This window comes from Chryseobacterium sp. PMSZPI, from assembly GCF_002835665.1.
GTDB lineage: Bacteria > Bacteroidota > Bacteroidia > Flavobacteriales > Weeksellaceae > Chryseobacterium.
The window spans coordinates 38,517-52,017 of sequence record NZ_PIZV01000002.1 but is presented as its reverse complement, the minus strand read 5'-3'; the positions used below and the strand labels follow the sequence as shown (position 1 = coordinate 52,017).

General features: G+C 35.7%; 13 protein-coding genes. 7 read left to right on the top strand and 6 right to left on the bottom strand.

All coding sequences use genetic code 11. From position 1 onward, the window contains the following. Window position 1 precedes the first annotated feature (1 nt). The 3 genes from CW752_RS00455 (at window position 2) to CW752_RS00445 (ending at window position 3,766) form a co-directional block, all read left to right on the top strand. Window positions 2-1,363, top strand: coding sequence for a M28 family peptidase (locus CW752_RS00455; protein ID WP_101237834.1), 1,362 nt, complete (start codon window positions 2-4; stop codon window positions 1,361-1,363). Between the two features lie 2 nt (window positions 1,364-1,365). Further along, complete coding sequence (locus CW752_RS00450) at window positions 1,366-2,724, top strand: M20/M25/M40 family metallo-hydrolase (RefSeq protein ID WP_101237833.1); 1,359 nt, start codon at window positions 1,366-1,368, stop codon at window positions 2,722-2,724. Between the two features lie 796 nt (window positions 2,725-3,520). Continuing rightward, complete coding sequence (locus CW752_RS00445) at window positions 3,521-3,766, top strand: hypothetical protein (RefSeq protein WP_133121629.1); 246 nt, start codon at window positions 3,521-3,523, stop codon at window positions 3,764-3,766. A gap of 536 nt (window positions 3,767-4,302) precedes the next feature. On the opposite strand, the gene CW752_RS00440 is transcribed toward CW752_RS00445, so the two are convergent. The 3 genes from CW752_RS00440 to CW752_RS00430 form a co-directional block, all read right to left on the bottom strand. Continuing rightward, window positions 4,303-5,340, bottom strand: a complete 1,038-nt coding sequence (locus CW752_RS00440) for a peptidylprolyl isomerase (RefSeq protein ID WP_228401559.1) — start codon at window positions 5,338-5,340, stop codon at window positions 4,303-4,305. Window positions 5,341-5,421: 81 nt separating this feature from the next. Then, a complete protein-coding gene (locus CW752_RS00435; protein ID WP_101237831.1) occupies window positions 5,422-5,934 on the bottom strand; it encodes an FKBP-type peptidyl-prolyl cis-trans isomerase in 513 nt (170 codons plus the stop codon). 713 nt (window positions 5,935-6,647) lie between these two features. Beyond that, the gene (locus CW752_RS00430) at window positions 6,648-7,718 is read right to left on the bottom strand and encodes a branched-chain amino acid aminotransferase (RefSeq protein ID WP_101237830.1); all 1,071 of its coding nucleotides are present in this window, start codon (window positions 7,716-7,718) and stop codon (window positions 6,648-6,650) included. 85 nt (window positions 7,719-7,803) lie between these two features. On the opposite strand from CW752_RS00430, the gene mnmD reads away from it, so the two are divergent. Next, complete coding sequence (mnmD, locus tag CW752_RS00425; protein WP_101237829.1) at window positions 7,804-8,478, top strand: tRNA (5-methylaminomethyl-2-thiouridine)(34)-methyltransferase MnmD; 675 nt, start codon at window positions 7,804-7,806, stop codon at window positions 8,476-8,478. Between the two features lie 192 nt (window positions 8,479-8,670). Then, window positions 8,671-9,087: an NUDIX domain-containing protein gene (locus CW752_RS00420; RefSeq protein WP_101237828.1), complete on the top strand. Its 417-nt coding sequence runs from the start codon at window positions 8,671-8,673 to the stop codon at window positions 9,085-9,087. 28 nt (window positions 9,088-9,115) lie between these two features. Here the strand turns inward: CW752_RS00420 and CW752_RS00415 are convergent, their stop codons facing one another. Next, window positions 9,116-9,820 (bottom strand): DUF4294 domain-containing protein, encoded by a 705-nt coding sequence (locus tag CW752_RS00415; protein ID WP_101237827.1) that lies wholly within the window; start codon window positions 9,818-9,820, stop codon window positions 9,116-9,118. A gap of 51 nt (window positions 9,821-9,871) precedes the next feature. On the opposite strand from CW752_RS00415, the gene CW752_RS00410 reads away from it, so the two are divergent. Continuing rightward, on the top strand, window positions 9,872-10,945 hold the full coding sequence (locus CW752_RS00410) for a M28 family peptidase (protein WP_101237826.1): 1,074 nt from the start codon (window positions 9,872-9,874) through the stop codon (window positions 10,943-10,945). A gap of 104 nt (window positions 10,946-11,049) precedes the next feature. Next, window positions 11,050-11,700 carry a ribulose-phosphate 3-epimerase gene (gene rpe, locus CW752_RS00405; protein ID WP_101237825.1) on the top strand — a complete coding sequence of 217 codons (651 nt, stop codon included), beginning with the start codon at window positions 11,050-11,052 and terminating at the stop codon, window positions 11,698-11,700. Window positions 11,701-11,881: 181 nt separating this feature from the next. Here rpe and CW752_RS00400 read toward each other — a convergent pair whose 3' ends face one another. Continuing rightward, the gene (locus tag CW752_RS00400; RefSeq protein WP_101237824.1) at window positions 11,882-12,373 is read right to left on the bottom strand and encodes a DUF1772 domain-containing protein; all 492 of its coding nucleotides are present in this window, start codon (window positions 12,371-12,373) and stop codon (window positions 11,882-11,884) included. A gap of 30 nt (window positions 12,374-12,403) precedes the next feature. Then, window positions 12,404-13,501, bottom strand: coding sequence for a DUF692 family multinuclear iron-containing protein (locus CW752_RS00395; RefSeq protein WP_101237823.1), 1,098 nt, complete (start codon window positions 13,499-13,501; stop codon window positions 12,404-12,406).

Here is a 13,501-nt window from a genome sequence, read left to right as displayed (position 1 = left end):
CATGAAAAAAATCGTAAATCTATCATTATTAACTCTTGGAATGGCACTTTTATCTGCCCAAACCAAAGAAGACTCCATACAATTCAACAGAATCTCAACAGAAATTCTGAACAACGGAAAAGGATATACCGAACTTCGAGAACTTACAAAAGGGATCGGTAATCGTCTAAGCGGTTCCGAAGCCTATGAAAAGTCTGTAAAATGGGCAGAACAAAAGCTTCGTGAAGCGGGCGCAGACAAAGTATGGTTGCAGGAAGTAATAATTCCGGTTTGGGAAAGAGGAAAAGAATCATTACACATCAAAACGTCCAATGGCAGCTGGAAAAGCCTGAAAATGCTTTCCCTGGGAAATTCGGAAGGCACAAATGGAAAAGATATTTCCGGAGAAATCATCATGGTAAGATCATTAGAAGAATACGACCGACTTCCGGCTGAAAAAGTAAAGGACAAAATCGTTTTCTTTAATTATCCTTTTAACCAAGAACATGTTCAAACTTTTCTTGCTTATCGGGAAGCAGGTGCATACAGAAGAAATGCTGCTTCTTTAACAGCTAAGAAAGGGGGTAAATTTGCCATCATCCGCTCTTTATCTTCTGCTTTTGATGATGTTCCTCACACCGGAGCCATGCGTTATGAAGACAACACCTCTAAAATCCCGGCAGTAGCCATCGGAAATACCACTGCAGATGAACTGGAAGCATTATTAAAAAATCAAACCATTACTGCCAAATTAAATTCCAATTGTGGCATGAAAGGCGAGAAACGCTCCCACTCTGTAATCGGCGAAATCACTGGTAAAAAAGATCAAAGTGTCATCGTTGTTGGTGGGCACCTTGATTCCTGGGATGTTGGTGAAGGAGCTCATGATGACGGATCAGGCATCGTCCAAAGCATTGAAGTACTGAGAACATTTAAAAAATTAGGAATTAAAAATAATCATACAATCAGAGCTGTTTGTTTTGCGAACGAAGAAAATGGTACCAAAGGAGGAAAACAATACGGAAAAGTAACCCAGGAAAACAACGAAAAACATTTGTTTGCCATAGAATCTGATGCCGGAGGTTTTTCTCCCAGAGGAATTTCATTGGAAATGGATGATGTTAAGAGAAACCAGATTAAAAGCTGGGGTAATTTATTTTTGCCTTATGGCGTTTACAACTTCGAAGGAAAATACTCAGGTTCAGATATTGCCCCACTCCATGATATGGGAGTTCCTACCGCTGAGCTTGTTCCTGACCCACAACGTTATTTTGATATTCACCATACTGCAGAAGATACTTTTGAAAAAGTCAATCGCAGAGAACTCCTTCTCGGAGCAACGGTGATGACACAACTTATTTATATGATTGATAAAAATTGGTAACCATGAAAAAGATACTAGGAACCTCATTATTATTTTTGGGAATCGCAGCTTTTGGCCAGGCTCAAGAAGATTCTATTCACTTCAGTAAAATTTCAGCAGAAATTCTGAACAATGGAAAAAGTTATACAGAACTGAGAGATTTAACTCAAAATATCGGGCATCGTCTAAGCGGTTCCGAAGCCTATGAAAAGTCTGTAAAATGGGCAGAACAAAAGCTTCGTGATGCCGGGGCAGATAAAGTATGGCTACAGGAAGTCATGATCCCGGTTTGGGAAAGAGGAAAAGAATCATTACACATCAAAACTTCCAATGGCAGCTGGAAAAGCTTAAAAATGCTTTCATTAGGCAATTCGGAAGGGACAGGTGGAAAAGATGTTTCCGGAGAGATTATTATGGTAAAATCTATGGCAGAATATGATAAACTGCCGGCTGAAAAAGTAAAAGATAAAATTGTATTTTTCAACTACCCTTTCAGTCAATCCTTTATTGAAACGTTTAAAGGATATGGTGATGCTGCCAAATACAGAACAACTGCAGCTTCTTTAACAGCCAAAAAAGGAGGTAAATTTGCTATCATTCGTTCTTTATCTTCGGCTTTTGATGATGTTCCCCACACCGGAGCAATGCGTTACGAAGATAAAGTTTCTAAAGTTCCGGCTGTAGCTATTGGAAGCACAACAGCAGATGAACTTGAGGCTTTGTTAAGAAATCAAACCATTACTGCAAAATTAAATTCCAATTGCGGAATGAAAGGTGAAAAGCTCTCCCACTCCGTAATCGGTGAAATTACCGGTAAAAAAGATCAAAGTGTCATCGTTGTTGGCGGACACCTTGATTCCTGGGATGTTGGTGAAGGAGCTCATGATGATGGTGCAGGAATCGTACAAAGCATTGAGGTATTAAGAACCTTCAAAAAATTAGGCATTAATAACAATCACACAATCAGAGTCGTATGTTTTGCCAATGAGGAAAATGGGGTTAAAGGAGGTATCCAATATGGCAAAACCGTAAAGGAAAACAACGAGAAACATCTATTTGCTATAGAATCCGATGCGGGAGGTTTTGCGCCAAGAGGAATTGCTTTGGATATGGATGAAGCCAAAAGAAAACAAATTCAAGGTTGGTCAAAACTATTTTTACCATATGGAGTGTATAACTTTCAGGAAAAGTTCTCCGGAACAGACCTTTATCCACTTCACGACATGGGAGTTCCAGCAGCCGAACTGATGCCGGATTCACAGCGTTATTTTGATATCCACCACACAGAAGAGGATACCTTTGATAAAGTCAACAGAAGAGAACTTTTATTAGGAGGTGTTGCCATGACACAGATTATTTATATGATTGATAAGAATTGGTAGTCACCTACCAGCTTAGATATAGAAGAGTCCGTAAATATTTTTATGGACTCTTTTTTCTATTTTGCCACGAATTCACTAATTATTTTATTTCCTATAGTTATTAAATTTTAGCCAAAATTTAATAATCAACTGTATCGTTATGAAAACTTTTATTTTAAAAAGTTTTCGCAGATTTATAAATTCTTGCATTATTCAAATAATCTGGTAAAACGATTTCAATTACAGCCCACTACCTCTCTATCTATCGGATATTTATTAAAGTAGAGTCTATCTCTATTTTACTCCCTGTTTAGTGATAAATTAATAATAAAAAATTGAAAAACAACAAATTAAATTCTATAAAAATAAAGTGTTAATAGCATACTTATCACTTTGGCATGATATTGGCATGTACTTTTTCGAGAAAAAATTATAAAAAAGCACTAAGGATGAGAAAAAAGGTTTTCTGTGGATTTTCAGTTTTCCACTGATTTCAAAGTCATATCAAGTATATGATCCTTTTTTTTCTACGATGCCGTAAAAGATACGGGAACGTTGATTAATTAACCCTTCGGTTGATTTTTCACAGCAGTTTTATGCCCCGTATCTAACTGGTATCTTTCACCCTCGAATCATGTAGCAATGATTCAAAAAAATTGTAAACTATCCCGGGTTTTTAATCCGGTATAATGATATTGAATAAATGGCAAGTCATCACGAACCTTAGCCTAGTAAAAGGATATGCCTTCTTTTTACCGTGATGCAGTGCAGATTTATGATATAAATTAATTAATGTATAACCCTTAAAATGTTAGTAATGATGAGAGCCTTTTTTGAAATGATTTTTAAGAGAAATGAAGATGCTGCAAAAATGCATATCTGGAGCCTATTGTTGGTGTTGAGTTTTGCTGCCTTTTCTGTATTGGTATACACCTCACAACCAAGCCTAAACAGCTTATTAATATACCTGACCGCATTTGCTGCGTACATCGGATTCGGTCTTGTATTCATCAGTTCCCTAGCCGGAACAAGTATGAAAAAGAAATCCAACAGAAACATATAACTTTTTATTTACTTTTACTTGAAAAACCGCTCCTAATGGGGCGGTTTTTTGTTTTAACTAAAAGAAATGTTGATGAATTTTTTGTGAAAATTCAACTTTTTTTATTATTCCCCTTTTTCGGATCAAGTACAAAACTTGGGGATTAGTACAAAATCTAAACATTTTACCGAACAAACAGATCATTTTTATCGCAAAGAAAAATCATTCAAATACTTTATTTTAGAGAGCTAAGAAGTGCGACTCTGTCGCTGAAGAAGCTTAGTGAATACGCATTCGCTTAGAAAGAATCAATGAAATTGATTCCATTCTTAGCTCCCTTGAAAATGTGAAATAATAGGCTAAAAATCTTTGCGTTACATTAAATTCCATCAATACAAACAATATAATCCCCCAGCTTTTGAGACTAGCCCCCTTTTTCTTTTGATTCTTCACGAGCAAGCTGATTACGATATGAATTAAAGAAAGAGATTCTTTTTATTTTTCCCACAAAAAAACCGCCCCTTCCGGGGCGGCCTCATATCTTAAAAAAGACTTATTTATTTTACTTTTACAAGCTCAACATCAAATACTAACCAAGAGTTTGGTGGGATCACTCCTCCTGCTCCTCTTTCTCCGTAAGCCATTGCTGGTGGAATCAATAATGTAGCAGTTTCACCTTCTTTCAATAATAGGATACCTTCATCCCATCCTTTGATTACTCTTCCCATTCCGATTGGAATTTCGATTGGTTCATTTCTTTTGAATGAAGAATCGAACTCAGTACCGTCTACTAATTTTCCTGCATAATGTACGGATACGTTGTCACCAGCTTTTGGAGCTTTACCATCAGCTGTTTTGGTGATTTTATAGTAAAGACCTGATTCTGTTTTTTGCATTCCGGCTTTTAGGTTTTCAACCAATTTTTCCTGGTTTGCTTTGAATTCTTCTTCTTTTTTCTTTTTCTCCGCTTCTTCTTTAGCGATGAAAGCTTTATTGTTTTCTGCTATTTTGCTTTTTCCTTCGTTGAAAGTTTTAGCAGCATCATAATTTTTGTACTCATCACCTTTACCGAAAACAGAAACTTTTTCTAAAAGGATATCTGTTTTAGGCTTATCCTGAGCTCCTTTTTCAACGTTAGCGATAGCATCAATCACTTCAGTACCTTTTACCACTTTACCGAAAATTGTGTGTCTTCCGTCTAACCAAGGTGTAGCCACTTCAGTAATGAAGAACTGAGAACCATTTGTGTTCGGTCCGGAGTTCGCCATAGAAAGAATTCCTTTTCCTGTATGCTTAAGGTCGTTTCTTTCGTCCTCGAATTTATATCCCGGATCTCCCATTCCTGTTCCCTGAGGATCACCTCCCTGGATCATGAAATCTTTGATTACTCTGTGGAAAATCGTTCCGTCATAATAAGGAACCCCTTTAGCCTTAGCTTTGTTGTCGATTTTCCCTTCTGCAAGACCGATAAAGTTGGCTACAGTTACTGGTGCTTTCTTGTCTTCAAACTTAACGATCATATTCCCTTTCGTCGTTTGAAAATTTGCATAAAGTCCGTCATTAAGACCTTCGTAAGTTTCTTTGTCTACGTTCATTTTTTTATAAATTGGGGTACAACTCATCAGCGAAATACTTGCCGCTGCCAGAATTATATTTTTGTTAAACAATTTCATGTATTATAAAGCTTTTAATTTTATGATTAATGGGATATCGTTGTCTATTTTCTTTTCGTCTCCAAAAGTTCCGTAAGCCAAAGAAGACGGTACCAAAAGCGTCACTTCCTCCCCATCACGTATAAAACGTAAAGCATTTTCTACCGCTTTCAATTCATCAAAATGCCCAAATTTGGCATTTCTTCTTTCAATAGGCTGGTCGTAGATTTTGGTTTCGTCAAAATCATACAGATCATAGGAGTAAGAAATCAGACTATTATCCGCTCTTTTTTCTCTCTGATCAAAACCTTCTACAGTTACCCAATAATTGAGCCGTGTTGGATAATACCTGACAGATTGTCCATTAATCCATTCCTGGATCTGATTTCTTTCAATTGTATTCAGGTTTTTCATCCTGTTCCTAGAAACATCCAGATCTTTCTGGCTTAAAACACCGCCTACCGGAGGATGCGCCGTCTGTGTATTTCTATTGCAGCTCAATAAACTTATGGCTGATATGAAGAGTAATTTTCTCATAAACTTTTGCGAAAATAAGCATTTCGTCAATCAATTACAAAACTTATATGGATTTACAGAAACTAATTAATCATGTATAAAAAACTGTTAAATCTTTAAAATAAATGATGTATAAACACCTGTCTAAACAAGGGTGAAAGCTTAAACACAAAAGTTTTTGAACACTTTAGTTTTATAAAGTTAAAAGCTCAACGCTCAGAAGTCCACTTAAGTTTTAAAAATCAAAGATTTTTTTAAGAATCTGCAGTATCTACTTCATCTGCGAGCAAAAAATCATATACAAAGACCTGTGAAAATCTGTGTCATCTGCGGGAAAATTAAACTACAAAAGTTTTTTCAAACACTTTAGTTTTATAAAGTTAAAAACTAGACGCTCAGAAGTACACTTAAGTTTTAAAAATCAAAGATTTTTTTAGAAATCCGCGGTATCTACTTCATCTTCGAGCAAAAAATCATATACAAAGACCTGTGAAAATCTGTGTCATCTGCGGGAAAATTAAACTACAAAAGTTTTTTCAAACACTTTAGTTTTATAAAGTTAAAAACTAGACGCTCAGAAGTACACTTAAGTTTTAAAAATCAAAGATTTTTTTAGAAAGCTGCGGTATCACCTCAATCTGCGTGAGATTTAATTTCACCAACGATATCATCCAGAACACATAACAAAAAAAGCCGGGAAAAATCCCGACTTCGTATAGTTTATTTAATTAAGATTAAACTGTTTCTAGTGCATGATCAACTGCTACTCTCCATCCGAATGGATCTTCAGAAAGGTTATTTTGTAAATCAACAAGGTCTTTTTTAAGAATTGCAGCATAGCTTTCTTCTGCTGATAATCTTGGAAGCTCCAATTTCTCACCCTGATACCCTAAAGCCTGGAACTCAGTGGTAACCACTGCAGTACCTACTCCCCATACTTCTTTTAGGCTACCATCTTTTAAAGCTTCAATCACAGTTTTCACGGCAACAGGTTCAATTTTCACTTCAATACCTCTTTTCTTAGCCAATTGGATGAAGCTGTCTCTTGTTACTCCATCAAGAATTTTTTCAGAAGTTGGAGGTGTATAAATCGTATCGTTAATTCTTACAAATACGTTCATAGTTCCACTTTCTTCAAAATATTCGTGGGTAGCATCATCAGTCCAGATAATTTGCTCATATCCTTCTTCGATCGCTAGTTGTGTAGGATAGAAAGAAGCGGCATAGTTACCCGCTGCTTTAGCAGAACCTACTCCACCGTTTGCAGCTCTTGAATAGTGGTCAGAGATTTTTACAGAAACCGGTTCTGCATAATAACTCTTCGCCGGTGTTGCAACGATAGCAAACATATATTTATTAGCTACTCTTGCTTTTAAAGCTTCCTCTGTAGCGAAAATCAATGGTCTGATATATAATGACATTCCTTCTCCTTGAGGAATCCAGTCTCTGTCGATATCTACTAATGCTTTTAATCCGTCTAAAAACATTTCTTCAGTCACTTCCGGCATTGCAAGACGTTTCGCTGACTTATTGATACGTTCAAAATTCTTCTCAGGCCTGAAAAGGAAAACCTGCCCATCTTTGTCTTTATAGGCTTTCATACCTTCAAAACAAGCTTGTCCATAGTTTACTCCCATCATGGCAGGTGTAAATGGTATTGGACCGTAAGGAACTAATTTTACATCACCCCATTTTCCGTTTTCATACTCACATATGATCATATGATCAATAAAAGTACTTCCAAATGTAAAATTGTTAGGGTCAAATGTAGAAATTCTGGAGTTTTCAGTTTTTTGAATTATCATTTTTTAAAATTTTTACGATGTTCTACAAATTTAACATAATTTTCTAAATATAAAAATTTTAGAGTAAATTTGACAAAAAAATAGCTTGAAAAGAGAAATTAAGACCACAGACGACGGTAGTAAAACTTTGTTTATCAATGATTTAAATGAAAATTACCATTCTCATCACGGTGCGCTTCAGGAAGCAGAACATGTCTTTATTAAAAACGGACTAAATCTATTAAATGATTACGAAATTAATATTTTAGAACTCGGTTTTGGGACAGGTTTGAATGTTTTAGTGACAATTAATGAATATTTAAAAACTGACAAAAATCATGTCATTAATTATTTTTCGCTGGAAAAATATCCCATAAATGAATCCGAAGTTAACGATTTAGCCTATTTTGAACTTTTTGATAATCCAGAATTTAAAAATATTTATCAGAAAATTCATCTAGCAGATTGGGAAAAATCAGTTGAAATTATTAATGGATTCAATCTAAAAAAGATAAAATGTGACTTTTTCGACCTGAAGGACATCGATTTGCCTAAAATCAATCTTGTCTACTTCGACTGTTTTGGAGCCAGAGTACAACCTGACCTCTGGGAAAAGCCATTATTTGAACTTGTTTCTGACAAAATGGCCGTTAACGGATTGTTAACCACCTACTCTTCTAAAGGAAGCGTAAGAAGAATTTTACAAGACCTGAATTTTAAAGTGGAGAAAAAACAAGGCCCTCCAGGAAAAAGAGAGATGATCAATGCAGTAAAACTATAAGGTAAAGAAAGCTCAGAAGACAAAGAAAGCAAGGAAAATTAAACAACAACTGGAATTCAAGAAAAGTATATCCATTTGTCCATCTCTCAGCCTTCTTTACCTTCTGAGCAACATTTGCCTTTTTACAATTTTGTCCTTTCCCTTCCTGAAAATTCCTTACCTTAGCTTTACAAAATATTATACATTATATATATGATAGACAAGATCAACATTAGAGTGTATGCTTGTGCCGTGAAAGACAAAAAAGTATTAACCCTATTTGAAGAATATGCCGGCGAACCTTTAATGAAATTTCCGGGTGGCGGATTGGAATATGGTGAAGGAGTTTTAGAATGCCTGCACCGTGAGTTTGATGAAGAACTGAATGTAAAAATAGAAGTAGCAGAACATTTTTATACCCAGGAAAATTTTCTGGTATCCCGTTTCAGAGAAAATGAACAACTTCTTACCATATATTATATAGTGAATATTGTCAACGAAGAAGATTTTCTCATCATGGATCCATGTATAGAAAAAACAGAATGGATTGAAATCGACAGACCCGACAACCCATTCCCCCTTCCTGTAGACAAAATCGTATTTGATAAATTAAAAGAAAAATTCCTGTAAGACTCTTACAGGAATTTTTTATACTCTATTATTTTCTTGTTTTAAAATCATTCGCTCCCGGATAAGGTTTCAAATATCCTGAATTCCAATTAGACTGCAGCAGCGATTCCAAAAATTCATCTGTTCTGTCTTTTTGAGGAGCATACTGATATTTCAAATCGATATCAGCCATTTTACCTTTTACATTCCACCAAAAGGCACTCCATCCTCCTCTGAGCTCTTTGATAATTTCATAAACACTTTTGCCGGTAGCTCTATTCATCAGTTTTGCAAAAACCTGTCCTTCCGTTGTTGTAAGATCTCTTAGCTGTTTTTCATATTGATCAGCCAGCATACTTTGCCTTTCTCTTACAAATTTTCTTTTGGCTTTGCTATCCATATCGCTCATATCCTTCTGAATATCTCTGTATTGCTGTAAAGCAGTTACAAATAACGGATATACTCTATACAATTTTTTATTTAAAAAATAATAGTAATTCTTATCCAACTGGTTATTAAATCTTGGTTTATTCACTAAAACCAATTCATCCAACACAACTACAGGTTCACCGTTGATTTCATAAATCTTGACTTTCTGCTGTTCGTCGTAATAATATTTATTACCAAATTCATCCACTTTCAGAGATTCAGCCGGGTATTGGCTAAGGGGTTTTGCCACTACAGAATCCTTTTGACCAAAAACGCTGACTCCAAAAAAGAAAATAAAAAGGCAGATAATCTTACTAAAATTCATTATTTTTACACTTATAAGAACAAAAATTGAACGCAAAAATCATTCCTTTTTATGAAATTTGAAAAGAAATCTTTGAAATTTTTAGAAAAATATTTAAATACCTCATCACCAACAGGTTACGAACACAAAGGACAAGAAGTTTGGATGGAATACATAAGACCTTATGTAGACAAGATTGAAGTAGATCATTACGGAACCTGCTATGGAATAATCAATCCCGATGCTGAATTTAAAGTAGTAATTGAAGCTCATGCTGATGAAATCTCATGGTACGTTAATTATATTACAGATGATGGATTGATCTATGTAATCAGAAATGGAGGCTCGGACCAGACCATAGCTCCTTCAAAAGTAGTTCACATCCATGGAGAAAATGGTATTGTAAAAGGAGTTTTCGGATGGCCAGCTATTCATACAAGAAGCAATCAAAATGAACCAACTCCAAAAATCGAAAATATTTTCATCGATTGCGGAGCGACTTCTAAAAAAGAGGTGGAAGAAATGGGAATTTTTGTAGGATGTATGATCACCTACCCTGATGAATTCTTCGAAATGAACGACAGATATTTTGTATGCAGAGCTTTAGACAACAGAATCGGAGGTTTTATGATTGCAGAAGTAGCGAGACTTTTAAAAGAAAATAAAAAATCCATTCCATTTGGTCTTTATATCACCAACTCCGTTCAGGAAGAGGTTGGTTTGTATGGAGCAGATATGATTGCGGATACTATTAAACCTAATATTGCAATTGTGACTGACGTTACTCACGATACCACTACTCCAATGATCGAAAAAAAGAAAGAAGGTGATCAGAAATGTGGTGCAGGACCTGTAGTATTTTTTGCACCAAGTGTTCATCACACTATTAGAGAATTAATCATTGATACTGCAAAAACTAAAAAAATTCCTTACCAAAGAGCTGCGGCAAGCAGAGCTACAGGAACCGACACCGACGCTTTTGCTCATTCTAATGGTGGTGTGCCAAGTGCCTTAATTTCCTTACCTTTGCGCTATATGCATACAACGGTTGAGATGGTATCTAAAGAAGACGTTGCCAATGTAATCAAATTGATCTACGAAACAGTTCTGAAGATTAAGCCTGAAATGAAACTGAAGTATCATTAAAGACATTAGATAAAAGACATCAGACACTAGACTATAATAATAGTACTTTACGTCTGATATCCGATGTCTAACATCTTAAATCTAATATTAAGTAAAAAGTAAAAATGAAAACGAAGCTTATTGCTCCATCCCTTCTATCTGCAGACTTTGGGAATCTGCAAAGAGACATTGAAATGCTAAACAGATCTCAGGCCGACTGGTTCCATATTGATGTAATGGACGGGAGATTTGTCCCCAATATTTCATTTGGTTTTCCTGTTATGAAAACCGTTCAGCAACATGCTAAAAAATTCGTGGATGTTCACCTGATGATTGTAGAACCTGAAAAATACGTTGATGAATTCATCAATCATGGTGCAGATCTTGTCTCTGTGCATTATGAAGCATGTACTCACCTTCACAGAACAATCCATCATATTCAGAGTAGAGGAGCAAAAGCAGGGGTTGTGCTGAACCCTTCAACTCCGGTATTAATGCTGGAAGATATTATTGCAGATGTAGATCTTGTATTGTTGATGAGCGTAAACCCGGGATTTGGTGGCCAAAAATTCATTGAAAACACTTATAAAAAGATCGCTGAAACAAAGGATTTAATTGTAAGCAACAACTCTACAGCACTTATTGAAGTAGACGGAGGGGTAAATCTTGACAATGCTTCTAAACTTTTCGAAGCCGGAGCCGATGTTTTGGTAGCCGGAAATGCAGTATTTTCAACAGAAGATCCGGAAAGAACCATTGAACTTTTAAAAATTTAAAAAATATTTTTAAAAATACAGAAAAAGGCAGTCTATTAAGACCGCCTTTCTCTTTTTTGGAATTTGAGCCATTTGTGGTTATTAGTTTAAATTCTCTCGCTAACAACACAAAGGTCTTAATAAAACATGATATATTCATCCGTAGAAATACGGAATTTATCACTCAGTATTTCTACTTATTCTAGACATTCTTATACCAGATACAGGCACATACAACCAGGGTAATTGTCACCACGGAGAAAAACGTTCTGATATTATTCAGGAAGTTCCACTTATCTTCAAAGCCGTCGCGCATCTGTTTGAGTGTTTCAGTTGTAGCGTTTGTTATATCAAATTTATCTAATACGTCATTCATCGGGACATTTCCTCCTGCTGTCACCCCAAAAACGCCAATCAGATAAGCCAGTGTTGCTAATAAAAGAAAGAGAAAGGTTGGCTGCTGTCCACGGACTAAGAATGTAGAGATCGGCAAAAGGACTGCAGTTCCCATAAAACTTATAAAGAATACCGGATTCAGTATCTCTCGGTTAATACTCTGCATAGCTTTTAGATATTCTGCATCTGAGAGCTTTCCCAATCCAAGAACTACAGAGCATGAATAAGAATAAAAAAGCCCCGCAACAAGGGCTGTAAGTACAGCTGTAATAATCAATACCAAGGTTGTCATTTTCATATAATTTAAGTTGTGGTTATTAGAATTAGTTTAATAGGGGTTCCATTTTTTTATAATATTCTGAGCAGTCAGTATCATTTCAGGATCCCATTTTTCCGTTTTAAAATATTTAAAATCATAATTTTTAATGGAAGTAACATCAGTGTTATCAAAAAGAAGTTTTGTTAACATTGTTTGTTCTTCATACAATATCAAATCTTCAAGGGGTACCTCTGAAAATTCAAGATCCTTTTTAGCCCAAGAGCTTTTCTTTCGTGATTTTCGGCTTGAGGATTCCAAAATGGTTTTAACCTGAACAAAGTCATCAAAAAAGCTCTTCTTTTCCTTATCGGTTTTAATGGTATTTCCTAGCCTTTCGATAATCACATATTCCAGATTCTCACATTTCGAAAACACAATTGGCAGAATATTTAATATTTCTTTGGGAATAGCATCATCATGTGTATCTCTTCTAATGGGTGATTTTCCATAAGCACTCTCTTGCCAACTTCCTCCGGACAAATGAATTTCCTTCACTTTTTCCAAAGGATACAATCTAATGATATTTTCCATGTCCACACCAAAATTACAAGACTGACAATAGATATTATGTAAATCCAGGATAAGAAACCCATCAATATCTTCTACGAGTTTATCAAGAAATTCTCCTTGCTCCTTGACATCATCTGTACAAAAAGAGAATGCCAAATTTTCAACCCCAACAGGTATTTGCAGGATATCCTGCAACCTATAAAGCCTATCCTTTCCTATCTGTAATGTTTGGGGATTTAAAGAAACCGGCAATGGTACACCTTGGTGGAAATTTTCAGTATTCATAAACCCAAAATGCTCCGTGATATGTTTGTACCTCCGTTTATCGATTTCTTTTTTTAACTTTTCCAACCAAGCTTCCTGCCTGTCCGTCCATCGAGCATCAAATAATGAATAATAAACACCATGCCCTATCAACCCATTATTCTCAGCATAAAAATTGAGCAATCCACTCAGCCAATCCGGCTCCTCTACATCATAAAAGGTATCAAAAGACCACTCCAACACATCCACTGAATGTGTTTCCAGTAAAGGCAAAATTGCGGAAACAAAGTCGGCTTCCGCCATCATTGAGAGTCCTAACAATGTTTTTTTCAT

What these genes read in the sequence shown, in the direction of transcription:
- CW752_RS00455 (WP_101237834.1), top strand. Translation starts at nt 2, where the DNA reads ATGAAAAAAATCGTAAATCTATCATTATTAACTCTTGGAATGGCACTT.
- CW752_RS00450 (WP_101237833.1), top strand. Translation starts at nt 1,366, where the DNA reads ATGAAAAAGATACTAGGAACCTCATTATTATTTTTGGGAATCGCAGCT.
- CW752_RS00420 (WP_101237828.1), top strand. Translation starts at nt 8,671, where the DNA reads ATGATAGACAAGATCAACATTAGAGTGTATGCTTGTGCCGTGAAAGAC.
- CW752_RS00435 (WP_101237831.1), bottom strand. Translation starts at nt 5,934, where the DNA reads ATGAGAAAATTACTCTTCATATCAGCCATAAGTTTATTGAGCTGCAAT.
- CW752_RS00400 (WP_101237824.1), bottom strand. Translation starts at nt 12,373, where the DNA reads ATGAAAATGACAACCTTGGTATTGATTATTACAGCTGTACTTACAGCC.
- CW752_RS00445 (WP_133121629.1), top strand. Translation starts at nt 3,521, where the DNA reads ATGATGAGAGCCTTTTTTGAAATGATTTTTAAGAGAAATGAAGATGCT.
- CW752_RS00395 (WP_101237823.1), bottom strand. Translation starts at nt 13,501, where the DNA reads ATGAAAAAAACATTGTTAGGACTCTCAATGATGGCGGAAGCCGACTTT.
- CW752_RS00430 (WP_101237830.1), bottom strand. Translation starts at nt 7,718, where the DNA reads ATGATAATTCAAAAAACTGAAAACTCCAGAATTTCTACATTTGACCCT.
- CW752_RS00415 (WP_101237827.1), bottom strand. Translation starts at nt 9,820, where the DNA reads ATGAATTTTAGTAAGATTATCTGCCTTTTTATTTTCTTTTTTGGAGTC.
- rpe (WP_101237825.1), top strand. Translation starts at nt 11,050, where the DNA reads ATGAAAACGAAGCTTATTGCTCCATCCCTTCTATCTGCAGACTTTGGG.
- CW752_RS00440 (WP_228401559.1), bottom strand. Translation starts at nt 5,340, where the DNA reads ATGAACGTAGACAAAGAAACTTACGAAGGTCTTAATGACGGACTTTAT.
- CW752_RS00410 (WP_101237826.1), top strand. Translation starts at nt 9,872, where the DNA reads ATGAAATTTGAAAAGAAATCTTTGAAATTTTTAGAAAAATATTTAAAT.